Origin of the sequence: Brooklawnia propionicigenes (assembly GCF_030297015.1) — a bacterium.
Lineage (GTDB): Bacteria > Actinomycetota > Actinomycetes > Propionibacteriales > Propionibacteriaceae > Brooklawnia > Brooklawnia propionicigenes.
The window spans coordinates 487,296-509,300 of sequence record NZ_AP028056.1; the positions used below are offsets into that span (position 1 = coordinate 487,296).

Annotated in this window: 24 protein-coding genes; 6 read left to right on the plus strand and 18 right to left on the minus strand. The window is 65.4% G+C overall.

Annotated elements, in window-relative coordinates; translation table 11 throughout:
• Positions 1-2: 2 nt before the first annotated feature.
• The gene (fabI, locus tag QUE25_RS02285; protein WP_286267179.1) at positions 3-776 is read right to left on the minus strand and encodes an enoyl-ACP reductase FabI; all 774 of its coding nucleotides are present in this window, start codon (positions 774-776) and stop codon (positions 3-5) included.
• Between the two features lies 1 nt (position 777).
• On the minus strand, positions 778-1,506 hold the full coding sequence (fabG, locus tag QUE25_RS02290; RefSeq protein ID WP_286267182.1) for a 3-oxoacyl-ACP reductase FabG: 729 nt from the start codon (positions 1,504-1,506) through the stop codon (positions 778-780).
• 126 nt (positions 1,507-1,632) lie between these two features.
• On the opposite strand from fabG, the gene QUE25_RS02295 reads away from it, so the two are divergent.
• On the plus strand, positions 1,633-2,436 hold the full coding sequence (locus QUE25_RS02295; protein WP_286267184.1) for a putative RNA methyltransferase: 804 nt from the start codon (positions 1,633-1,635) through the stop codon (positions 2,434-2,436).
• Between the two features lie 55 nt (positions 2,437-2,491).
• On the opposite strand, the gene QUE25_RS02300 is transcribed toward QUE25_RS02295, so the two are convergent.
• On the minus strand, positions 2,492-2,740 hold the full coding sequence (locus QUE25_RS02300; protein ID WP_425332729.1) for a helix-turn-helix domain-containing protein: 249 nt from the start codon (positions 2,738-2,740) through the stop codon (positions 2,492-2,494).
• A gap of 184 nt (positions 2,741-2,924) precedes the next feature.
• Positions 2,925-4,523, minus strand: a complete 1,599-nt coding sequence (abc-f, locus tag QUE25_RS02305; protein ID WP_286268472.1) for a ribosomal protection-like ABC-F family protein — start codon at positions 4,521-4,523, stop codon at positions 2,925-2,927.
• A 187-nt stretch (positions 4,524-4,710) separates the two neighbouring features.
• Between abc-f and thpR the strand changes: the two genes are divergently transcribed.
• Complete coding sequence (gene thpR / locus QUE25_RS02310) at positions 4,711-5,310, plus strand: RNA 2',3'-cyclic phosphodiesterase (protein WP_286267186.1); 600 nt, start codon at positions 4,711-4,713, stop codon at positions 5,308-5,310.
• A 15-nt stretch (positions 5,311-5,325) separates the two neighbouring features.
• Here the strand turns inward: thpR and QUE25_RS02315 are convergent, their stop codons facing one another.
• From QUE25_RS02315 to QUE25_RS02350, 8 genes are read right to left on the minus strand one after another with little or no spacing between them, the layout of a single operon-like run.
• Entirely contained in the window at positions 5,326-5,712 is a 387-nt protein-coding gene (locus tag QUE25_RS02315; RefSeq protein ID WP_286267188.1) for a metal-sulfur cluster assembly factor, read from the minus strand.
• A 1-nt stretch (position 5,713) separates the two neighbouring features.
• Positions 5,714-6,178 (minus strand): Fe-S cluster assembly sulfur transfer protein SufU, encoded by a 465-nt coding sequence (sufU, locus tag QUE25_RS02320; protein ID WP_286267190.1) that lies wholly within the window; start codon positions 6,176-6,178, stop codon positions 5,714-5,716.
• A complete protein-coding gene (locus QUE25_RS02325) occupies positions 6,175-7,425 on the minus strand; it encodes a cysteine desulfurase (protein WP_425332752.1) in 1,251 nt (416 codons plus the stop codon). The genes sufU and QUE25_RS02325 overlap by 4 nt, the downstream gene beginning before the upstream one ends.
• Entirely contained in the window at positions 7,422-8,183 is a 762-nt protein-coding gene (gene sufC / locus QUE25_RS02330) for a Fe-S cluster assembly ATPase SufC (RefSeq protein WP_286267193.1), read from the minus strand. The genes QUE25_RS02325 and sufC overlap by 4 nt, the downstream gene beginning before the upstream one ends.
• A 6-nt stretch (positions 8,184-8,189) precedes the next feature.
• Positions 8,190-8,531 (minus strand): non-heme iron oxygenase ferredoxin subunit, encoded by a 342-nt coding sequence (locus tag QUE25_RS02335; RefSeq protein WP_286267195.1) that lies wholly within the window; start codon positions 8,529-8,531, stop codon positions 8,190-8,192.
• Positions 8,528-9,721 carry a SufB/SufD family protein gene (locus tag QUE25_RS02340; RefSeq protein WP_286267197.1) on the minus strand — a complete coding sequence of 398 codons (1,194 nt, stop codon included), beginning with the start codon at positions 9,719-9,721 and terminating at the stop codon, positions 8,528-8,530. The genes QUE25_RS02335 and QUE25_RS02340 overlap by 4 nt, the downstream gene beginning before the upstream one ends.
• A gap of 49 nt (positions 9,722-9,770) precedes the next feature.
• On the minus strand, positions 9,771-11,213 hold the full coding sequence (sufB, locus tag QUE25_RS02345) for a Fe-S cluster assembly protein SufB (protein WP_286267199.1): 1,443 nt from the start codon (positions 11,211-11,213) through the stop codon (positions 9,771-9,773).
• Entirely contained in the window at positions 11,210-11,929 is a 720-nt protein-coding gene (locus tag QUE25_RS02350; RefSeq protein WP_286267201.1) for a helix-turn-helix transcriptional regulator, read from the minus strand. Before QUE25_RS02350 ends, sufB begins: the two co-directional genes overlap by 4 nt.
• 157 nt (positions 11,930-12,086) lie before the next feature.
• On the opposite strand from QUE25_RS02350, the gene QUE25_RS02355 reads away from it, so the two are divergent.
• From QUE25_RS02355 to pgl, 4 genes are all read left to right on the plus strand, one after another.
• The gene (locus QUE25_RS02355) at positions 12,087-13,607 is read left to right on the plus strand and encodes a gluconokinase (protein ID WP_286267203.1); all 1,521 of its coding nucleotides are present in this window, start codon (positions 12,087-12,089) and stop codon (positions 13,605-13,607) included.
• Between the two features lie 65 nt (positions 13,608-13,672).
• Complete coding sequence (gene zwf / locus QUE25_RS02360) at positions 13,673-15,238, plus strand: glucose-6-phosphate dehydrogenase (RefSeq protein ID WP_286267205.1); 1,566 nt, start codon at positions 13,673-13,675, stop codon at positions 15,236-15,238.
• A gap of 8 nt (positions 15,239-15,246) precedes the next feature.
• Positions 15,247-16,158, plus strand: coding sequence for a glucose-6-phosphate dehydrogenase assembly protein OpcA (locus QUE25_RS02365; protein ID WP_286267207.1), 912 nt, complete (start codon positions 15,247-15,249; stop codon positions 16,156-16,158).
• Positions 16,159-16,161: 3 nt separating this feature from the next.
• Positions 16,162-16,905, plus strand: coding sequence for a 6-phosphogluconolactonase (gene pgl, locus QUE25_RS02370; RefSeq protein ID WP_286267209.1), 744 nt, complete (start codon positions 16,162-16,164; stop codon positions 16,903-16,905).
• Between the two features lie 25 nt (positions 16,906-16,930).
• Here the strand turns inward: pgl and QUE25_RS02375 are convergent, their stop codons facing one another.
• The 6 genes from QUE25_RS02375 to whiA form a co-directional block, all read right to left on the minus strand.
• A complete protein-coding gene (locus QUE25_RS02375) occupies positions 16,931-17,287 on the minus strand; it encodes an RNA polymerase-binding protein RbpA (protein WP_286267211.1) in 357 nt (118 codons plus the stop codon).
• Between the two features lie 43 nt (positions 17,288-17,330).
• Positions 17,331-17,582: a preprotein translocase subunit SecG gene (secG, locus tag QUE25_RS02380; RefSeq protein ID WP_286268473.1), complete on the minus strand. Its 252-nt coding sequence runs from the start codon at positions 17,580-17,582 to the stop codon at positions 17,331-17,333.
• A gap of 165 nt (positions 17,583-17,747) precedes the next feature.
• Entirely contained in the window at positions 17,748-18,530 is a 783-nt protein-coding gene (gene tpiA / locus QUE25_RS02385; RefSeq protein WP_286267213.1) for a triose-phosphate isomerase, read from the minus strand.
• A 5-nt stretch (positions 18,531-18,535) separates the two neighbouring features.
• Entirely contained in the window at positions 18,536-19,759 is a 1,224-nt protein-coding gene (locus QUE25_RS02390) for a phosphoglycerate kinase (RefSeq protein WP_286267215.1), read from the minus strand.
• Between the two features lie 108 nt (positions 19,760-19,867).
• On the minus strand, positions 19,868-20,872 hold the full coding sequence (gene gap, locus QUE25_RS02395; protein ID WP_286267217.1) for a type I glyceraldehyde-3-phosphate dehydrogenase: 1,005 nt from the start codon (positions 20,870-20,872) through the stop codon (positions 19,868-19,870).
• Positions 20,873-21,000: 128 nt separating this feature from the next.
• A complete protein-coding gene (whiA, locus tag QUE25_RS02400; protein WP_286267219.1) occupies positions 21,001-21,984 on the minus strand; it encodes a DNA-binding protein WhiA in 984 nt (327 codons plus the stop codon).
• Positions 21,985-22,005: the final 21 nt, after the last annotated feature.

Consider the following 22,005-nt stretch of genomic DNA (forward strand, 5'->3'; position numbering starts at 1 on the left):
GATCAGGCTCCCGTGGAGTGCAGGCCGCCGTCCACGTGCACCATGGTGCCGGTGGTTGCCGGGAACCAGTCGCTCAGCAAAGCCACCACGGCCTTGCCGACCGGCGTGGCGTCCGAGGCGTCCCAACCGAGCGGGGCACGCCCGTCCCAGATGTCGTTGAACGAGCTCGCACCGGGGATCGCCTTCTTGGCAATGGTGTCGACCGGGCCCGCGGCAACCAGATTGCTGCGGATGCCGTCCGGCCCGAGATAGCGGGCCAGGTACCTGTTGGTGGACTCCAGGGCCGCCTTGGCGACACCCATCCAGTCGTACGACGGCCAGCTCACGGTGGCATCGAAGGTCAGGCCGACGATGGACGAGCCGCGTCCCAGCAGCTCGCGCACCGCCATGGTGAGCGACTGCAGCGAGTATGCGGAGGTCTGGACCGCCATCGCCACGTCGTCCCATTCGGTGGTCAGGAAAGCCCCACCGAGCGCCCGCTCCGGGTGCGCGTAAGCAATCGAATGCACCACGCCGTCCAGATGATCGAAGCCGAGTTCGCGCAGTTGACCGGGCAGCGCGGCCAGCTGTTCGGCGTCGGTCACGTTGAGGTCGAGCACCTCGGGCACCGGGTCGAGCTTCTTGACCACGCGGCGGGTCAGCCCCATGCCGCGGCCGAAATTGGAGACGACGATCTCGGCGCCTTCTTGCTGGGCGATCCGCGCCACCGAGTAGGCGATGGAGGTGTTGAGGGTCACACCGGTGACCAGGATCTTCTTGCCTTCGAGAATGCCCATGTCAGTGCCCCATTCCCAGGCCGCCGTCAACCGGGATCACAGCCCCGGTGATGTACCCGGTTTCGTCTTCGACAAGGAATTTCACCGCATGCGCGACATCGGCGATGGTGCCCATCCGGCCGACCGGGATGCGCTCGGCGTACGACTTCTGGGTCGCCTCATCCAGCACGTCGGTCATCGCGGTCTGAATGAATCCGGGAGCGACGACGTTGAAGGTGATCCCGCGCCCGCCGACCTCGCGGGCCACGCTGCGGGCCATGCCGATGAGACCGGCCTTGGTGGACGCATAGTTCACCTGCCCGGCCGAACCGAGCAGCGCAACCACCGAGCTGGTGGCGACGATGCGTCCGAAGCGCTGCTTGACCATGCCGCGCACAGCCCGGCGGACGACGCGGTAGGCCCCGGTCAGGTTGACGTCGAGAACCTTCTCCCAGTCCTCGTCGCTCATCCGCATCAGCAAGGTGTCACGGGTGATGCCGGCGTTGGCGACCAGGATCTCGACCGGGCCGTACTCGGCCTCCACCTTCTTGAAGGCCTCGTCGACCGACTCGGTGTTGGTGACATTGCAGGCCACGCCCAGTACACCCTCAGGCGCGGCGTCCGAGATATCGAAGCTGGCGACGCGGTATCCGGCGTCCCGCAGGGTCTCGGCGATCGCTGCACCGATGCCTCGTCCGGCGCCGGTGATGACGGCTACACGGCCGCTTGAAGTATTGGCAGTTTCGCTCACTCCAGTGAATCTATCGTTCGGCTGCCGTTGTTGGTGGTGTGAGTGGCACAAAAACAGCCAGCCATCGTTGTCTGTTTCGTCCGCGCCTGCTGGTTCGTGCCTGGGCTGCGGGCCAAGATGGAACCCATGCCAGCCATTGATGCCGCCATCGGATTGCTGACCTGCCCGGTCTGCGCGGATGCCCTGACCCGCGAACACCGGCAGCTGCGCTGCGGACGGGGCCACAGCTTCGACATCGCGCGGCAAGGCTATGTCAATCTCCTGCGCGGCCCGGCGCCGGCCAACGCCGACACAGCCGAGATGGTCGCCGCTCGTGAGCGGTTCTTGTCCGCCGGCTACTACCAGCCGATCCGGGAGGCGGTCTGTTCGGCCTGCGAGCCCGGCGGGCGGCTGGCTGAGGTCGGGGTCGGCCCGGGATACTACCTGGGCGCGGCCGTGGCAGCGACACACCCACCGGCTCATCTGGGGCTGGACATCTCGGTGGCGGCCGCACGGCGGGCCGCCCGCCGGATGATGGCCTGCGCAGTGGCCGACACCTGGCAGACGCTTCCGATCGGCAGCGGCAGCCTGGATCGGCTGCTCTGTATCTTCGCTCCGCGCAATCCCCCGGAGTTCGCTCGGGTGCTGGCCACCGGCGGGCAGGTCGTCGTGGTCGCGCCCCGGCCACAGCACCTGGCGCAACTGCGGGCACGCCTCGGGCTGCTCAATGTCGAGGACGACAAGTTGGCCCGCCTGGACGCCAGTTTCGCGGCCGCCGGACTGGAACTCGTGTCCCGACAGGAACTGACCTTCGACATCGATCTGGACGCTGCCGCAACTGCGGATCTGGTGGGTATGGGACCGAACGCATTTCATGACGGTGCCCGTGATTTCCCCAGGGCACTAACCACCACAGTGGCGGTGGCAATCAGCAGCTATGAATCCGATTGACGATAACGAATTAGGCAATACTAATTCGAGTGATCCGAACTCGCCGACCGCACCGTCAACTGGCTGCCATGGAAGCGGCCGCCGATTCGCCATCCGTATCCTTCTTCGGACTTCGGGCCCCCCCGCGCTGGCGGAAGGTGACACCGGCGTCCTTCAGCAGTCCTTGAACGAAGCCATAGGAACGGCCGCATTCTGCTGCCAACGAGCGGATCGACTCGCCCGCCTCGTAGCGTTCGACAAACGACTGCTGGACTTCATTGCGCAATTCTCCGCTGACGCGCTTGCCCTTACTCAGACGATTCATCGGCCCGCCCCTTTCTCAAGCAGGGTCTGAATCTCAGAATAGCGGCGCTAAACGACGCTGGGAACGAATCAATGATCTTGGTGCCGATCAGTTGGGAACAGCCTCTGACGCGGTCATCGGGCACCGCGCGCAGGGCCGGTCGGCCCCCACGAACACCGCCTCCACGGCCTGCACCAACGTTGCGTCAGGCCAGCGAGATCAGCTCGGCGTAGTCCTCACTCCACAGATCCTCGGTCCCGTCGGGCAGCACGATCACCCGGTCCGGCTCCAGCGCCTCGACCGCGCCCTCATCGTGGGTGACCAGGACGATCGCCCCCTCATAGCGACGGATCGCGTCCAGCACCTCCTTGCGGGATGCCGGGTCCAGGTTGTTCGTGGGCTCGTCGAGCAGCAGGACGTTGGCCGATGAAACGACCAGGGTCGCCAGGGCGAGCCTGGTCTTCTCGCCACCCGACAGCACGCCGGCGGGCTTGTGGTCATCGTCCCCGGAGAACAGGAATCCGCCCAGCACCCGGCGCGCCTCGGTCTCATTGAGATCGGGCGCTGCCTGCATCATGTTCTGCAGGACGCTGGCCTGCGGGTCCAGCAGGTCGTGTTCCTGCGCGAAATAGCCGAGCTTGAGGCCATGGCCCGGCACGACTTCGCCGGTGTCGGGTGTCTCGATGCCGGTCAGCAGCCGCAGCAGGGTTGTCTTGCCTGCACCGTTGAGCCCGAGGATGACCACCCGCGAGCCCTTGTCGACCGCCAGGTCGACGCCGGTGAAGACCTCCAGGGAGCCGTAGTTCTTGGTGAGATCCTTGGCCATCAGCGGTGTCTTGCCGCACGGCGCGGGGCTCGGGAAGGTGATCTTGGCCACCTTGTCGACAGCCCGCTCGCCCTCGGTGGCGGCGAGCAGCTTCTCGGCGCGCCGGGCCATGTTCTGCGCAGCCGTCGCCTTGGTCGCCTTGGCGCCGAGCTTCTCGGCCTGCAGCCGCAGCTGGGCGGCCTTGCGCTCGGCATTCTGGCGTTCGCGCTTGCGACGCTTCTCGTCCAGCTGGCGCTGCTGAAGATAAGTGGACCAGCCCATCGAATACTGATCGAGGGTGGTGCGGTTGGCGTCCAGGTGGAAGACCTTGGTGACGGTCTGGTCGAGCAGCCCGACATCGTGGCTGATCATCATCACACCGCCGTCGTAGGTCTTGACGAAGTCGCGCAACCAGACGATCGAGTCGGCATCCAAGTGGTTGGTCGGCTCGTCGAGCAGCAGCGTGTCGGCGGCGCTGAACAGAATGCGCGCCAGTTCGATGCGGCGGCGCTGACCACCGGACAACTCGTGCAGCGGCTGGCCGAGCACCCGCTCGGGTAGCCCCAGGTTCGCGGCGATGCGTGCCGCTTCGGCTTCGGCTCCGTAGCCGCCAGCGGCCATCAGCTCGGCTTCGGCGCGGGCGTAGGACGCCATCGCCTGCTGCTGTTCATCGCCGCTGGTGGCGGCCATCTGCTTCTCGTAGTTGCGTAGGCGCACCAAGATGGTGTCCAGTCCCCTGGCCGACAGGATCCGATCGCGGGCGAGCATCGCCACATCGGTCTCACGGGGATCTTGCGGCAGATAACCGATCTCGCCGCGCCGGGTCACCTGACCGGCGGCGGGGATACCTTCACCGGCCAGGATCCGCATCATCGTCGTCTTGCCCGCGCCGTTACGACCCACCAGACCGATCTTGTCGCCGGGGTTCACCCGGAAGGTCGTGGGTTCGAGCAACAGCCGTGCACCCGCACGGACCTCAAGATCAGTAGCCTGCAACATAGTCGTGCCCATTGTGTCTCGCCTTGATCCTGTGAGCAAAAAACCATCGGCAACAAGACCCCCGGACGAGGCACGTCGGCTTTCCCCCGCACCACAGTGGCCAGCCGACGGGGGCCGCGTCGCTCAATCGGCAGCAGAATGCCTGAGGCCCGGGCCTGCGATGACCGAGTTGCCTAGACTGTCGGCAATGGCATCTCGTAGCACCACATCCTCGAATCCGGTCCGGCGGATGTTCACCGCAGTGACACCACCGCCGCAAGCCGTCGCCCGGCTGGAAGATCTGCTCGAACCGGGCAGGCTCCGGTGGCCCCAGCTCCGCTGGACGAAGCCGTCCGGCTGGCATCTGACCTGCGCCTTCATGGCGCGAGTCGACGCCGCCGGCTACACCCGGCTGGACGAGCTGTTGACCGACCTCGCCGCTGCCACTGCCCGATTCGGGCTGGGCCTGGCCGGCGCGGGCGCATTCCCGGCCCCAGGCCTGGCGAAGGCATTGTGGCTGGGGGCCGACGATCCGGGCGGCGAACTCGCTGCCTTGGCCCGCGGCTGCCGCACGGCCGCACGGCGGGCAGGAATCAGCGTTGCCGATGAACCTTTCGTCGGCCATCTGACGATCGCGCGCTACCGGCACCCGGCCGATGCTCGTCCACAGATCGATGCGCTGGACGCGACCACGATCGAACCCTGGCCGGTCACCGAAATCGTCCTGATCGAGTCTCTGCTCGGGCAAGGTGACGACGGGAGCGTGCGTTATGTCGTGCGCGAAAGATACCCGCTGTCGAGCTACTGAGTGCCCGACCCGGACTCAGATCATGAAGCCGAGTGCCTGGAGTTGCTCGCGTCCGTCGTCGGTGATCAGGTCGATCGACCACGGCGGCATCCACACCCAGTTGATGGTGACACTGCGGGCGAGTTGGCCGAGCACCGCCTGGGCTTCCCACTCGATCTGATCGGTCAGTGGGCAGGCCGGGCTGGTCAGCGTCATCTCAAGCGTGACATTGAGATCGTCGTCGATGAGCACGTCGTAGATCAGCCCCAGGTCAACGACGTTCACCATCAGTTCGGGGTCGACGACCTCTTTCAGCGCCTCGAGGATGACGAGCTTCTTCTGCTCCGCGGTGGCCGTCGCCCAGGTGGCGGGCACCGGGTCGCCGGGCAACTCGTCTCTCACCAGATCAGACGGATTGGTCATGTCACTCCTTGTCATCGCGCGAAGCGGGCAGCTCGACGCCGGCCCGGATCAGCGCATCGCGCAGTGCCGACCAGCCGAGCATGGCGCACTTGACGCGCGCCGGGAACTGCGCGACACCGGCGAATGCGATGCCGTCCTCCAGCCGGTCCTCGTCGGGCTCGATCCGCCCCTGGCTCTCCATCATGTCGCGGAACTCGTCGAACAATGCCATCGAGTCGGCGACGTCGCGTCCGATCACCAGATCGCACATCACCGAGGTGGATGCCTGCGAGATCGAGCATCCCTCCGCGTCGTAGGAGACATCACCGATCGTGTCGCCGTCCATGCTCACCCGTAGCGTGACCTCGTCACCGCAGCTGGGATTGACGTGATGGACCTCGGCGCCGAACGGGGCACGCAGCCCTGAATGATGCTTCTCCCGATAGTGATCGATGATGATGTCTTGATACAGCTGTTCAACGCTCACAGTGACCTCCTGGCGCGGGAGTTGAAGAAGTCATAGCCCCAAGCGACGGCCTCCACCAGCGCATCCACTTCCTCTGGGGTGGTGTAGAGATAGCCGGACGCACGTGAAGAACTCTGCACCGCCAGCCGCTTGTGCAGCGGAGCCGCGCAGTGATGCCCGCCGCGCACGGCCACGCCGCGGCTGTCGAGCAACTGCATCAGATCGTGCGGGTGCACGCCGTCGACGACGAACGACACCGCGCCGCCACGGTCCACCGCCTCGGCGGGGCCGAGAATGTGGACCCCGTCCAGCGCGCCGAGACCGTCCAGCATGTGCGCGGTGATCTCGGTCTCGTGAGCGGCGAGAGCATCCATCCCGATGCGGTTCAGATAGTCGATGGCCGCTCCCAGCCCGACCGCCTGAGCGATCGGCGGTGTGCCGGCCTCGAAGCGATGCGGCGGAGGCGCATAGGTCGAGCCCTCCATCCGGACGACCTCGATCATCTCGCCGCCGCCGAGGAAGGGCGGCAGCTGCTCGAGCAGGTCGTAGTGACCCCACAGCACACCGATGCCGGTGGGACCGCAGAGTTTGTGACCGGTGAAGGCCAGCAGATCCACCCCGAGAGCCGTCACGTCGGTGGCCCGCTGCGGAACGCCTTGCGAACCGTCCGCCACCATGATCGCGCCGACCGAGTGGGCCCAGTCGGCGATCTGGCGGATCGGGTTGATAGTGCCCAGTACGTTGCTGACCCAGGCGACCGAGACGACTTTCGTCCGTTCGTTGATCAGCCCGTCGCGCTGTGCCGCTTCCAGATCGAGCCGGCCGTCGTCGGTGATGTCGAACCAGCGCAGGGTCGCCCCGCTCGCCTGGCAAGCCAGCTGCCAGGGCACCAGATTCGAATGGTGCTCCATCACCGAGATGACGACCTCATCGCCGGGCTTCAGCCGGCGGCCGAGGGTATAGGCGGCCAGGTTGAGCGCCTCGGAGGCGTTCTTGGTGAAGATGATCTCATCGGACGAGCGAGCGTGGACGAACTCCGCCACCTTCACCCGGGCACCTTCGAATGCTGCCGTGGCCTCGGCCCCCAGCGTGTGCATGGCGCGGGCGACGTTGGCGTTGTGACGCAGGTAGTGCGCCTCCACAGCCTCGACGACCTCGCGGGGTTTCTGCGAGGTGTTCGCCGAGTCGAGATAGACCAGCGGGTGCCCGTTGATTTCCCTGTCGAGAATCGGGAAATCAGCACGGATAGCGGCGGAGTTCCACATCAGGCGTGAACGGCTTTCACGTACTTGTCGTAGCCGGAGATCTCCAGCTCATCGGCCAGTTCCTTGCCACCGGACTCGACGATCTGCCCATTCACGAAGACGTGCACGTGGGTCGGCTCGATGTAGCGCAGGATGCGCGTGTAGTGGGTGATCAGCAGCACGCCGCGGTCGCCTTGGGCGGCGTAGCGGTTGATGCCGTCGGCAACGATACGCACGGCGTCGATATCCAGGCCGGAGTCGATCTCGTCCAGCACCGCGACCTTCGGGTTCAGCACATCGAGCTGGACGATCTCGCCGCGCTTCTTCTCGCCACCGGAGAAGCCTTCGTTGACCGAACGGGTCGCGAAGTCGGGGTCCATCTCCAGCCGGGTGAGCGCGCCGCTGACGACCTTCGGCCAGGTGCGGACCTTGGGCGCTTGTCCGTCCAGGGCGGTCTTGGCGGTGCGCAGGAAGTTGCTGGTGGACACGCCGGGAACCTCGACCGGATACTGCATGGCCAAGAAGAGCCCGGCCTTGGCCCGCTCGTCCACGCTCAGTCCGGTGAGCTCGACGCCGTCGAGGGTGGCCGAACCCGAGGTGATCGTGTACTTGGGGTGGCCCGCCAGCGCGTAGGCCATGGTCGATTTGCCGGAGCCGTTGGGGCCCATGATGGCGTGAATCTCACCGGTCTTGATGGTCAGGTTCACCCCGTGCAGGATCGGCTTGGGACCCGATTCGGTCTCGACATCGACATGCAGGTCGGTGATGACAAGGTCTGCCATGGTGATTCAGTTCTCCTGGTGAGTGGACGGGTGGTCGATGTCGACGAGGATCTGATCGCCGTCGATGACACAGGGATAGACGGGCACCGGCAGTACGGCCGGCAGATTGAGTGCAGCACCGGTGCGTAGATCGAACATCGAACCGTGCAGATAGCATTCGATCGTGCAGTGCTCGGCGTCGACATCGCCTTCGCTGAGCCGGACATTGCCATGACTGCATTCGTCGGCGATAGCGAAGACCTCGTCGCCGATGCGCACGATCGCGAGCTCCAGATCGCTGCCGGGCACGTCAACTCCCAGCGGTACATCCGAGAGCTCGTCGAGCGTGGCGACGGCTACCGGGCTCATGCTTGGTCGTCCTCGCTGAGCAATGCGTCGTGCGAGAGATCCTCGATGCTGGCCAGCTGGACGTTCAGTGCCTCGACCAGACGCGCCTCGATCTCGGGCAAGCCGATGCGGCGGATGATGTCGAGGAAGAAGCCCTCGACGATCAGGCGGCGGGCCTGCTCCTCGGGGATGCCACGGCTGCGCAGATAGAACAGCTGGTTCGCGTCGAAGCGCCCGGTGGAACTCGAGTGGCCGGCGCCGCGGATCTCGCCGGTCTCGATCTCCAGGTTCGGGACCGAGTCGGCCCGGCAACCCTCGGTGAGCATGAGGTTCTTGTTGGTCTCATAGGTGTTGATGTCGACCGCGGTCTTGCGGATCAGCGCATCGCCGATCCACACCGAATGCGCACCCGCACCCTGCAGGGCGCCGCGGTAGTCGACCAGGCTGACAGTGTTCGGGTGGTTGTGGTCGACCAGCAGCCGGTGTTCGACGTGCTGCTCCGACTGGACGAAGTAGATGCCGAGCTGGTTGAGCTCGCCGCCGGGCCCGGCGTACTCGACCCGCTCCACCAGCCGCACATCGCCTTGCCCGATGGTGGCCTGGAAGGAGCGCACCTTGGCGTCCCGGCCGATCCGGATCGAGTACTGACCGCCGTGGACTGCGCCGGTCGCCCAGTCCTGGACGGTGATGACATCGACGCGGGCGCCTTCGTCGACCTGTACCTCGACCTTCGACGCCAGCCGGGATACCCCGGTGCGTTGCAGCACGATCGTGGCCTCGGCGTGATGACCGACGGTGATGATCATGTGGGAGGCGGCCAGTTCGTCGCTGCCGTCGGTGGTGATGACCACCGGTGCATCAAGCACGGCCTGCGGGGCCACCTCGATCAGCAGCGCCTGCTCGGCCTGGACGGCCTTGGCCGCCACCAGGTCGACCGGCGGGTCGAACGAGAGATCCTTGGCGGCCGCCGCGTCGATCGTCCGGCTGGTGACGCCTTCGGGCAGCGTCGTGGTGACGGAGATCTGGCCGAACGGCCCGTCGGTCATCAGCGGCTTGAACCGCTTGACCGGGGTGAATCGCCAGTTCTCCTCGCGCCCGGTGGGCACGGTGTGATCGGTCAACTGCCACGACGGGGTCGGGTGCAGGTGTGAGGTGAACGCGCCGCTGACACTGACGACGCGGGGTTCGGAGCGGGTGATGGTGGTGCTCAACTGATGAAAGCCTCCTGGTTCTGTTCCTGGTGGATTGCGGCGGCTGCCATCAGCCGACTGCACCCTCCATCTGCAGCTCAATCAGCCGGTTGAGCTCAAGTGCGTATTCCATCGGCAGTTCGCGGGCGATCGGCTCGACGAATCCGCGCACGACCATCGCGGCGGCCTCGTCCTCGCTCAGCCCACGCTGCATCAGGTAGAAGAGCTGGTCCTCGCTGATCTTCGAGACCGTGGCCTCGTGTGCCATCGAGACGTCTTCTTCCTTGACATCGACATACGGGTAGGTGTCGGTGCGGGAGATGTTGTCGACCAGCAACGCATCGCACTTGACGCTGGACGAGGAGTGCCGGGCACCCGGCTGCACCTCCACCAGGCCTCGGTAGGACGAACGCCCACCGCTGCGCGAGACCGACTTCGACACGATGGTCGACGAGGTGTAGGGCGCACAGTGCACCATCTTCGAGCCGGTGTCCTGATGCTGGCCCTCACCGGCGAATGCGATCGACAAGGTCTCGCCCTTGGCGTGGGGACCCATCAGCCAGACCGCCGGGTACTTCATGGAGACCTTGGACCCGATGTTGCCGTCGATCCACTCCATGGTGCCGCCCTCGTCGACCGTCGAACGCTTGGTGACCAGGTTGTACACATTGTTCGACCAGTTCTGGATGGTCGTGTACCGCACCCGGGCGTGCTTCTTCACGATGATCTCGACGACTGCGGCGTGCAGCGAGTCGGTCTTGTAGATCGGCGCCGTGCAGCCCTCGACATAGTGGACGAAGGAGCCCTCGTCGGCGATGATCAGCGTGCGCTCGAACTGGCCCATGTTCTCGGTGTTGATCCGGAAGTAGGCCTGCAACGGAATCTGGACGTGCACGCCCTTCGGCACGTAGATGAACGAGCCGCCCGACCAGACCGCCGTGTTCAGCGCGGCGAATTTGTTGTCGCCGGCCGGGATAACCGAGCCGAAGTACTCCTCGAAGATCTCCGGGTATTCCTTCAGGCCGGTATCGGTGTCCAGGAAGATGACGCCCTGGCGCTCCAGCTCCTCGTTGATCTTGTGGTAGACGACTTCGGACTCGTACTGGGCCGCCACACCGGCGACCAGACGTGCCTTCTCGGCCTCGGGGATGCCGAGGCGGTCGTAGGTGTTCTTGATGTCGGCGGGCAGTTCTTCCCAGCTGTTGGCCTGGCGCTCGGTGGAGCGCACGTAGTACTTGATCGTGTCGAAATTGATCTCGCTGAGATCGGCACCCCAGGTGGGCATCGGCTTACGCTCGAACAGCTTGAGTGCCTTCAGCCGGCGCTGCAGCATCCATTCGGGCTCGTTCTTCAGGGCAGAGATGCCGCGGACCACGGAATCGTCCAACCCGCGCTTGGCTGTCGCGCCGGCCGCATCGGAATCATGCCAGCCGAAGCGGTACTGCGACAGGGCCTCGATCTGTTCGGACTGGGTCGGCTGCTCGGATGCCTGGGGCTTGATATCGGTCGTCATGCGTTCACCTTTCGATCTGCTAGGGCAGAAACGGGGTTCGGCAGCGGCGTTGGGCCGCCAACGTGAAGACGGCAGGCCTGAGCGCCATGGGCGATCGTGGCCGACCGGGAAACATCGGAGCCGAGCAGACGGGCGAAAACGCTGGTCTCGGCATCACAAAGCTGTGGGTACTCGGTAGCCACATCGACTACCGGGCAGTGGTGCTGGCAGAGTTCGCCGCCGGCCGCGGTCTCGGCGAAATAGCCGGCCGCGCTGAGCGCCTCGGCCAGTACTTCCATCGGGTCCTTGTCGGGGTCGGTTCCCCGGCGACGGCGGTAGTCGTCCTCAAGATCTGCCAGCCGCCGTTCGGCGAAGCGGCCGATCGCATCCGGCCCGGCGATGGCTACGAGTTCGGCCAGCGCGCTCAGCGCCAGATCGTCGTAGGCCTGGCCGAAGCCTTTGCGCCCGTCCGCGGTCAGCTGGTAGACACTTGCTGGACGCCCGCGACCGCGAGGTCCGCTCTGTTCAATGGTCGTGATCTCACCGCTGTCAACCAACGCGATCAGATGACGGCGTACTCCGGCGGCGGTCAGCGACAGCGCATCGGCAAACTCCGCGGCTGTCATCGTCCCGCGCTCAAGCAGCAGGTCCAGCACCCGCTGGCGAGTGGAGGCATCAGTGGCCGCAGCCTGGCTGCCAGGCTGGCTGGTCATCTCGGCACGGTTTTCGATTTCCACGCGTTCCATGTTGTCTAAATATGATCAGAAAACCAAACTGTCTTGAATCGCCTTAGGGCTTCCTAACCAAACTTCGGGATCGTTTTCACTGCCGGCGTACTGTCCACGAGCTTTACGCCCGATCGTGGCACCGCGTCCAGGCCCTAAGCTCACCACCATGGCAAGCCCTAGCTTCGAGATCATGCTCGGACGTGCTCGGCACCCACTGGTGCTCGCCCTGGACGTGGGCTCGACCGCCAGCAGAGGCGCCATCTATGACGCCAACGGTTCTCCGGTGCGTCCGCGGGCCAAGGTCCCGCATGCCTTCACCACCCGGGCCGACGGCACGTCGATCATCGACCCCGACCAGATCGTCCGCGAGGTCACCCAGCTGATCGACCAGCTGGTGGATCTGACGGTGGGTCATCCGGTCGCCGCGGTGTCGCTGGATACCTTCGCATCCTCGCTGGTGGGGGTGGACGCTCAGGGCGCAGCGGTCACTCCTTGTTTCAACTACAACGACAACCGGTGCGCCGACGAGGTGGCACTGCTGCGCGCCGAGGTGGACGAGGACCGGATTCAGGCGCTCACCGGCTGCCGTTTCCACGCGAGCTACCTGCCCGCCCGGCTGCGCTGGCTGGCTCGCACCGAACCGGCCACCGTCGCCACGGTGACCCGCTGGATGTCACTCGGCGAATACGTCTGGCTGCGGCTGCTCGGCGACACCGCCGCCGGCACCTCGGTGGCTGCCTGGGGCGGTCTGCTCAACCGGCACACCGGGCAGTGGGCGCCTGCCATGCTGGAGCTCGCCGGCATCACCGAGGATCAACTCAACCGGATCGCCGATCCTGCCGACGGCCTGAGCCCACAGAAGGGCTCGAAGGCACGCAAGCTGTGGCCGAGTCTCAAGCAGGCGCATTGGTGTGCCCCCATCGGTGACGGTTATGCGGCCACCTGTGGCATCGGCGACGCGTCCGGCAGCCCGGTGATCTCGCTGGCCACCTCGGGCGCGATGCGAATGCTGGTGGACGATCCTGTGGGCACCGGCGGCCTGGACCTGCCGCGCGGCCTGTGGAGCTATCGGGTCGATTCGCAGCACTCCCTGATCGGCGGTGCAGTCAACGATGTCGGCCGCGCCACCGAGTGGATGATGCGTGAGTTGCGACTGCCCGACGATGCGATCGTGGCGGCGCAGCTGCATGAGCCGCCGAGTGCCATCACCCCGCTGGTGCTGCCGTTCTTCACCGGTGAACGCTCCACCGGCTGGGTGGGTTCGGCACGGGCGACGCTGCACGAGGTCGATTTCTCCACCTCGGCACTCGAGCTGTACCGCGGTGTCCTGGAGGGCATCGTCTGGTCGTTCCAGCGCATCATCGATCAGCTGGTCCAGGTCGGTGGGCCGATCGCGAGCGCCCGGGTGGGCGGCCGGGTGGCCGCCGAGGCGCCCGGGCTGTTGACGGTGATGGCCGACGGGCTGAGCCTCGAGCTGGTGGCGGTCAATATCAAACGGTCGACCCTGCTCGGCAATGCCCGCATCGCACTGGATGTGGTGGCGCCCGGCATCGAGCGCACCGCCGTGCAGACCGCAGCAGCGCTGCGTCCTGACCCCCATTGCGTGGAGTTCTACGATCGCCGTCAGCTGCAGCTCGACCGGCTCTATGAAGCGGTCGTCCGATCGGCGCAATCTGCGGTGGGCTGAATACCCGCGGCCGGAGCCGCCGCGACCGGTAGAGTGGGTTCGCCCCACGGGCCATGCGTGGCTTCATGGAAACGGCTGGACGATGGGCAACTCCTGGAGGTGTTGTGGACGCAACGTGGACGAATCCGCTGCTCGACAGTGCGGACAGGCGGCTGCCGCGATTGGCCGGTCCGAGTGTGCTCGTGCTCTTCGGAGTCACCGGCGATCTCGCGCGTAAGAAGCTCATCCCGGCCATCTACGACCTCGCCAATCACGGCGCGCTCCCCCCGGGCTTCGGACTGGTCGGTTTCGCCCGCCGCGACTGGACGAAAGAGCAGTTCATCGAGCAGCTGGCCACCAGCGTTCGGCAGAACTCCCGCACGCCGTTCCGCGCCGAGGTCTGGCGCCAGCTGGTGGGCGGCATCGACTTCGTCCAGGGCACCTTCGACGACGCGAATGCCTTCATCCGGCTCAAGAAGACTCTTGATCGGTTCGATCGCGAGCACGGCACCGACGGCAATCACGCCTTCTACCTGTCGATCCCGCCGAAGAACTTCGAACAGGTCATCGAGCAACTGAACGCGCACGGCATGACCGACCAGACCCACGGCTGGAAACGGGCGATCATCGAGAAGCCGTTCGGGCACGATCTGGCGAGCTCGACCGAGTTGAGCCGGGTGGTTTCGGCAGCGTTCCCCGCCGAATCGGTCTTCCGCATCGATCACTACCTGGGCAAGGAGACGGTGCAGAATCTGTTGGCGTTCCGCTTCGCCAACATGATGTACGAGCCGGTGTGGAACCGGAACTTCGTCTCCGACGTGCAGATCACCATGGCCGAGGACTTCGGTATCGGCGGCCGGGCCGGCTACTACGACGGGGTGGGCGCGGCGCGCGACGTCATCCAGAACCACCTCTTCCAGCTGATGGCACTCACCGCCATGGAGGAGCCGAACACCTTCGACCCCCATGACCTGCGGCGTGAGAAGGAGAAGGTGCTGGAGGCCGCGAAGGTGCCCGATCGCCTCGACGTGCACAGCGCGAACGGCCAGTACGCGGCCGGCTGGCAGGGCGGACGACTGGTCCGCGGCTTCTTGGAAGAGGACGGCATCAACCCGGAGTCGCGAACCGAAACCTATGCCGCCATGCGGATCGACATCGACTCGCGGCGCTGGGCCGGAGTTCCGTTCTATCTGCGCACGGTGAAGCGAGCGCCGCGGCGGGTCACCGAGATCGCACTGAACTTCAAGCGCACACCGCACATGCCATTCAGCCAGCCCGATATCGAGGCGCTCGGGGTGAACTCGCTGGTGCTGCGGATTCAGCCCAATGAGGGCATCGAGATGAATTTCGGCGCCAAGGTGCCGGGCACCCAGATGGAGATCCGGCAGGTCAGCATGGACTTCTCCTATTCCGGTTCGTTCACCGAGTCGAGCCCGGAGGCCTACGAAAGGCTGATTCTGGACGTGCTGCTGGGCGATCCGCCGCTGTTCCCGCGCCAGCGCGAGGTGGAGTTGTCCTGGCAGATCCTGGATCCGGTGCTGGAGCTTTGGGCGCAGGCCGGCCAGCCCGAGCAGTATCCGGCCGGCACGTGGGGTCCGCACGGATCCCAGGAGATGCTGGCCCGCGATGGGTTCGCCTGGCGGCGTCCTTAGGAGTGCAGATGAGTATCAGACTTGAGAACACCGATGCCCACGAAATCAACGAGACGCTGTACCGGCTCCGGATGGAAGGCAAGGCCCCGGCCAAGTCGGGCCTGGTGCTGACGCTGGTCGTCAATACCACGGCCGAGGGCTACGAGCAGGCCATGGAGGGCGCCCAGGCCGCCGGCGAGTTGCATCCATCGCGGATCCTGGTGGCCATTCGCGGCATGCACAACGATGTCGGATTGAACGCCGAGATCCAGACCGAGCAATCCGCGGCCGAGGTCATCACGCTGGAATTCGCCGGAGAGGTCGACCAGCACGCCGACTCGGTGCTGCTGCCGCTGCTGCTATCGGAACTGCCCGTGGTGATCTGGTCGCGCGATCTGGTGCCCGGCGATCCGGCACGCTGCGATCTGTCCGCGCTCGCCCACCGGAAGATCGTGGACTCGATGACCACCGATGATCCCATGGCCACGGTCTATGAGCTCGCCCGCAGTCATCAGCCCGGAACCACCGATCTGAGCTGGACACGGCTGACCCGCTGGCGTGCTCTGCTGGTCGCCGCGCTCAATCAGGTCCGCTCAACGGTGACGTCAGCCGAAGTCGTCGGTCCGCTGTCATCGGCCCCAAGCGAGCTTCTCGCAGCGTGGCTGAGGATGCGCCTCCAGGTGCCGGTGCTGCGTCCCGATGCGGTGAGTAGCTATCCCGGCCTGCACATGGTCAAACTGGTCACCGAGGCAGGCGATGTCGTCTTGCAGCGGTTCTCCCCGATCGAGGCGTCGCTTTCGCTGCCCGGCCAGCCCGACCGGCGAGTGGCGCTGGCCCGGCGCACCGTGCCGCAGTTGCTTTCCGAGGAGCTTTCCCGATTGAGCGGAGACGAGGCCTTCGATCATTTGATGGCATTCATGGCCACCGAGGAGCAGAGTTAAGCCGTGAGCCTGCAACGCATCTACCGATACCGCAGCTTGGACGAACTGACCGTCAGCATGGCTGGACGGCTCGCCAAGCGGCTCTCGGAACTGCAGCAGCAGAAGGAGCGCGTCCACCTGGCCCTGACCGGTGGCACGACCGCCCTGGCTCTCTACGAGTCCCTGGCGAGGTTGGCGCAGGCGAACCCGCTGGATCCCAGCCGCCTCGAACTGTGGTGGACCAGCGAACGCTATGTGCCGACCACCGACCAGATGCGCAACGCGACCAGAGCTCTGACCGTGCTGGCCAGAACACTACCGTTCGTCCCCTCGCAGGTGCACCCGATGCCGAGCAGCACAGGGACGATGGACTCCGACGAGGCCGCGTATGCCTATTCCAAGGAGCTGGCCGACGTCACCTTCGACATCTGCCTGCTGGGTCTGGGCGTCGACGGGCATGTCGCGTCGATCTATCCGAACCATCCCAGTCTTCAGGTGCAGTCGGAGACGAACCTGAGCGTGGTCGGTGTGACGAATGCCCCGATCGAGCCGAGCGAGCGAATCACGCTCACACTGAAGACGTTCAACAAATCGAATGAGATCTGGCTGCTGGCCTCGGGTGAGGAGAAGGCCGATGTGGTGGCGCGGGCCGTGGTGCATCACGACCCGCTGTTACCGGCCGGGCTGGTGCATGGCGCCTCGGCGACGTACTGGTTCCTCGACCGCGGCGCTGCGTCGAAACTGCCGTACTACCACTGCCGTTTCTGAATCAGCAACCGCCGCCGCCGATGGCTCAGTAGATGACTTCGCCCCGGGCGCGGCGGCTACGCAGACCGTCGAGGGCCTCGGCCAGAATCGCCACGGCCTCCTCGTCGCTGCGACGCTCCTTCACGTAGGCCAGATGCGTCTTGTAGGGCAGGTTCTTCGGCGGGGGCGGCGGGTTCTGCTGATCGGTGCTGGCCGGTAGCCCGCAGCGAATGCACTCCCACTGCTCGGGAATCTCGGCGTCCATGGCGAACGCAGGACGTGTCTCATGACCGTTGGCGCAGTAGAAGCTCACCCGGGTGCGCGGCGCTGAATCGCCCCGCTCGGCCTCTCCCATCGGACCGGCACCGATACGGCTACCCCTTATGGCGTTGCCACCACTCACAGCTTTGTTCCCCTAACCAACGAGTAAATGGACGGCGTCCGGATCAGGCACCGGCTCCGGTGCTGTACAAGACCAGCAACCCGGCGATGCACAACAGCCAAAGCCCGGCGACGATGATCGTCAACCTGTCGAGATTGCGCTCGGCTACCGAAGTGCCGCTCATGCCGGTGGTCATTCCGCCGCCGAACAGATCCGACAATCCACCACCACGCCCCTTGTGCAGCAAGATGAAGCCGGTCAGGATCACGCTCAGAACGCTCAGCACGATCGACAGAGTCAACACCGGCCACGCCATCAGCGGTACAAGAGTCACGGGGGAGATTGTATCTCACCACCGCCTGGCACCCGAATCAGCAGTGCAACGACAACCACCACGATGATCATGCATGCCAAACGGCGGTGGCGGTGGCGCCATCACAGCTACCACCACCACCGCCGTAGCGTTGATTGCCGGGTTCGGTCAGGCCTTCTGGTAGAAGAGCACGATCTTGGCGAACTCCTCGGCCTTCAGACTGGCGCCGCCCACCAGGCAGCCATCGACATCGGGCTGGGCCATGATGTCGACGACATTGGACGACTTCACCGAGCCGCCGTACTGGATGCGGACGGCCTCGGCGGTCGCCTCGTCGTAGAGCTCGGCGACAGCCTTGCGGATCGCCCCACAGACCTCCTGAGCATCGGCGGGAGTGGCTACCTCGCCGGTGCCGATCGCCCAGATGGGCTCGTAGGCGATCACCAGGCTCGCCACATCTGCAGCCGACAGACCTGCCAGGGCCCCGGTCACCTGAGCAACCGTGTGGGCGACCTGCCTGCCTGCCTTACGCACATCGAGACCCTCACCGACGCAGATGATCGGGATCAGGCCCTTCGACAGCGCCTTGGCGGCCTTGGCGTTGACGATCTCATCGGTCTCGGCGTGGTATTCGCGGCGTTCGCTGTGTCCGACGACCACATAGCTGCAGTCGAGCTTGACCAGCATGTCGGCCGAGATGTCACCGGTGTAGGCGCCATCGTCGTGGGGAGACAGATCCTGCGCACCGTGCTTGAGCGGCAGCTTGTCGCCGTCGATCAGTGTTTGAACGCTGCGGATGCCGGTGAACGGCGGGATCACCACGGCCTCGCACTGAGCGGTGTCGTAGCGCTCGTCGGCCAATGTCCACGCCAGCTTCTGGACGAGCCCGACTGCATCGATGTGGTTGAGGTTCATCTTCCAGTTGCCAGCCATGATCGGAGTACGGCTCATGATGGTCACTCCCCCTTCGCGGATTCTTCGAGAACGGCCAGGCCGGGCAGTTCCTTGCCCTCGAGGTACTCCAGCGAGGCACCGCCGCCGGTGGAGATCCAGCCGAACTGATCGTCCGCGTAACCTAGTTCGCGGACCACTGCGGCCGAGTCGCCGCCACCGATCACGGTCAGGCCATCGACCTCGGTCAGCGCCTTGGCGACAGCGGCCGTGCCTTCGGCGAAGGCGGGGATCTCGGCGACACCGGCCGGACCGTTCCAGAAGACCGTGTGGGACGAGCGCACGGTGTCGGCGAACAGCTTCTCGGATTCGGGACCGATGTCCAGGCCTTCCTTGCCGGCCGGAATCTGGTCGGCCGGGACGACCTCGACCTCACCGATCACCTTGCGGGCGGCGAAATCCATGCCGTCGGACACCCGGACGTCGACCGGGAGCACGATCTTCTTGCCCTCGGCGGACGCCGTCTTGAGGTACTCGGCGCAGACCTCGACCTTGGACGCATCGAGGATCGAATTGCCGACCGGGTAGCCCTTAGCGGCCAGGAAGGTGTAGGCCATGCCGCCACCGATCACCAGCGCGTCGGCGACCTTGAGCAGGTTGTCGATCACCGCGAGCTTGTCGGCGACCTTGGCGCCGCCCAGCACGACGGTGAACGGACGATCGGGGTTGGTGGTGAGCTTGCTCAGCACCTCGACCTCTTTGGCGACCAGTTCGCCGGCATAGGCGGGCAGCAGCTTGGCGATGTCGTAGACCGACGCCTGCTTGCGGTGCACGACACCGAAGCCGTCTGAAACGTAGATATCGCCGAGCTTGGCGTACTGAGCGGCCAGCGCGGCCCGCTCGGCATCGATCTTGGACTCTTCGCCCGGCTCATAGCGGACGTTCTGCGCAAGGCAGATCTGGCCATCGGTGAGCGAGGCCGACAGCTCCTGAGCCGACGGACCCACCACGTCGGCTGCCAGCTTGACCTCGGCACCGAGAAGTTCGCCGAGCCGCTTGGCCACAGGGGCCAGCGAGTACTTGGGGTTGACCTGACCCTTCGGGCGCCCCAGGTGGGCGAGCACGGTGACGCGTGCACCGGCGTCACGAAGCTTGGTCAGGGTCGGCAGGGCAGCCTTGATGCGGCCATCATCGGTGATGACGTCGCCGTCGAGCGGCACGTTGAAGTCACAGCGGATGACGACACGCTTGCCGCGAACATTGTCCAGCAGTTCATTCACTGATCGCACAGTGGATCCTCTTCTTTGTGGTGATGACGGGTGGGAAGAAAACGGGGGCGTGCCAGCAGACTGCCGACACGCCCCCCTTGCTATTCACGACCTAGGTTGTAGGCCCGATCAGAGCTTGCTGGCGACCAGTTCGGTGAGGTCGACCAGGCGGTTGGAGTAGCCCCACTCGTTGTCGTACCAGCTCAGCACCTTGACCAGGTTGCCGATGGCCTTGGTCTCGGAGGCATCGAAGATGCTCGAGTGCGGGTCGCCGACGATGTCGGTCGAGACGATCGGATCCTCGGTGTAAGCCAGGATGCCCTCGAGCGGGCCCTCGGCGGCAGCCTTGACAGCGGCGTTGACCTCTTCAACGGTGACCTCGCGGCCGGGGATGAAGGTCAGGTCGGTGAGCGAACCGGTCGGGGTCGGCACGCGAACGGCCAGACCATCGAACTTGCCCTTGAGTTCCGGGATGACCAAAGCAACAGCCTGAGCGGCACCGGTCTTGGTGGGGATCATGTTGAGGGCCGCGGCGCGAGCGCGACGCAGGTCGCTGTGCGGGGCGTCCAGCAGACGCTGATCACCGGTGTAGGAGTGGATCGTGGTCATGATGCCACGCTCGATGCCGAAGGCATCCTGCAGGACCTTGGCCAGCGGCGCGAGGCAGTTGGTGGTGCAGGAGGCGTTGGAGATGATGTTGTCGGTCTCCGGGTCGTACTTGTCATCGTTCACGCCGATGACGAAGGTGCCGTCAACGTTCTTGCCGGGGGCGGAGATAACGACCTTCTTGGCGCCGCCATCGATGTGGGCCTTCGCCTTGGTGCCGTCAGTGAAGAAACCGGTCGACTCGACGACGATCTCAACACCCAGGTCACCCCACGGCAGGTTGGCGGGGTCACGCTCGGCGAGAACCTTGATGGCCTTGCCATCAACGATGATCGAGGAGTCGTCGTGCTCAACGGTGCCCTTGTAGCGGCCAAGAATCGAGTCGTACTTGAGGAGGTGAGCCAGAGTCTTGGTGTCAGTCAGGTCATTGACTGCCACGATCTCCAGATCCGCGCCCTGCTCCTTGGCAGCGCGGTAGAAGTTGCGGCCAATGCGGCCGAAGCCATTGATGCCAACCTTGACGGTCATATATTCGATCTCCTTCAGAGATACTGTGCCGGGGCACTATTTCAGACTGAATGGTCGCCATCTATCGTACCGAACGTCAGCGTTTGAAGTAACGGCCCGGGGATGGTGCTTCAACGATATTGCGATGACTACTCTTCGTCCAGCATTTCCGGGGTCAAAGCTGCCTGAGTGGACGGGATATCTTGCTCAGCAGCAGCTTTGTCGGCCATCGCCAGCAGCCGGCGGATACGCCCGGCGATCGCGTCCTTGGTCAGCGGCGGATCGTGTAGCTGCCCGAGCTCTTCAAGGCTGGCCTGCTTGTGTTCGAGCCGCAACAGCCCGGCCTGCCTCAGATGGTCGGGCACCTCGTCGCCGAGGATCTCCAGCGCGCGCTCGACACGTGCACCGGCAGCCACCGCAGCCCGGGCGGAACGCCGCAGGTTCGCGTCGTCGAAGTTGGCCAGCCGGGTCGCCGATGCCCGCACCTCGCGGCGCACCCGGCTCTCCTCCCAGGCCAGCACGGAGGCGTGGGCGCCCATCCGGGTGAGCAGCGCGGCGATCGCGTCCCCATCACGGACGACGACCCGGTCGACCTGGCGCACCTCACGTGCTTTCGCCGCGATATCGAGCCGGCGGGCCGACCCGACCAGCGCCAACGCGGCTTCCGAGCTGGGGCAGGTGATCTCGAGAGCCATGGACCGTCCGGGTTCGGTCAATGAGCCGCGGGCCAAGAACGCGCCGCGCCATACTGCGACCTGTTCGCTGATGCCGGCACCGACGACCTGAGCGGGCAGCCCGCGGGCGGGATGCCCACGGGAGTCGATCAGGCCGGTTTGGCGGGCCAGGGCCTCCCCCTGGCGTGTCAGGCGGAGCACGTAGCGGGTGGTGCGGTGGATGCCGGAACTGGCAAGCACCAGCACCTCGCAGTCGTAACCGAACAGGTCGGTGATGGCCTGGCGCAGCCGGCGCGCGGCGGCGCCGCTGTCAAGCTCGGCCTCGATCACGATGTGCCCGCTCACCACATGCAGACCGCCCGAAAACCGGAGCATGGTGGCCAGTTCGGCAGCGCGGGTCTCGGGCTTCTGGACACGCACGGTCGCCAATTCTGATTTCACCTGCTGCGTCAAAGCCACTTTGGCATCATCCCACAATCA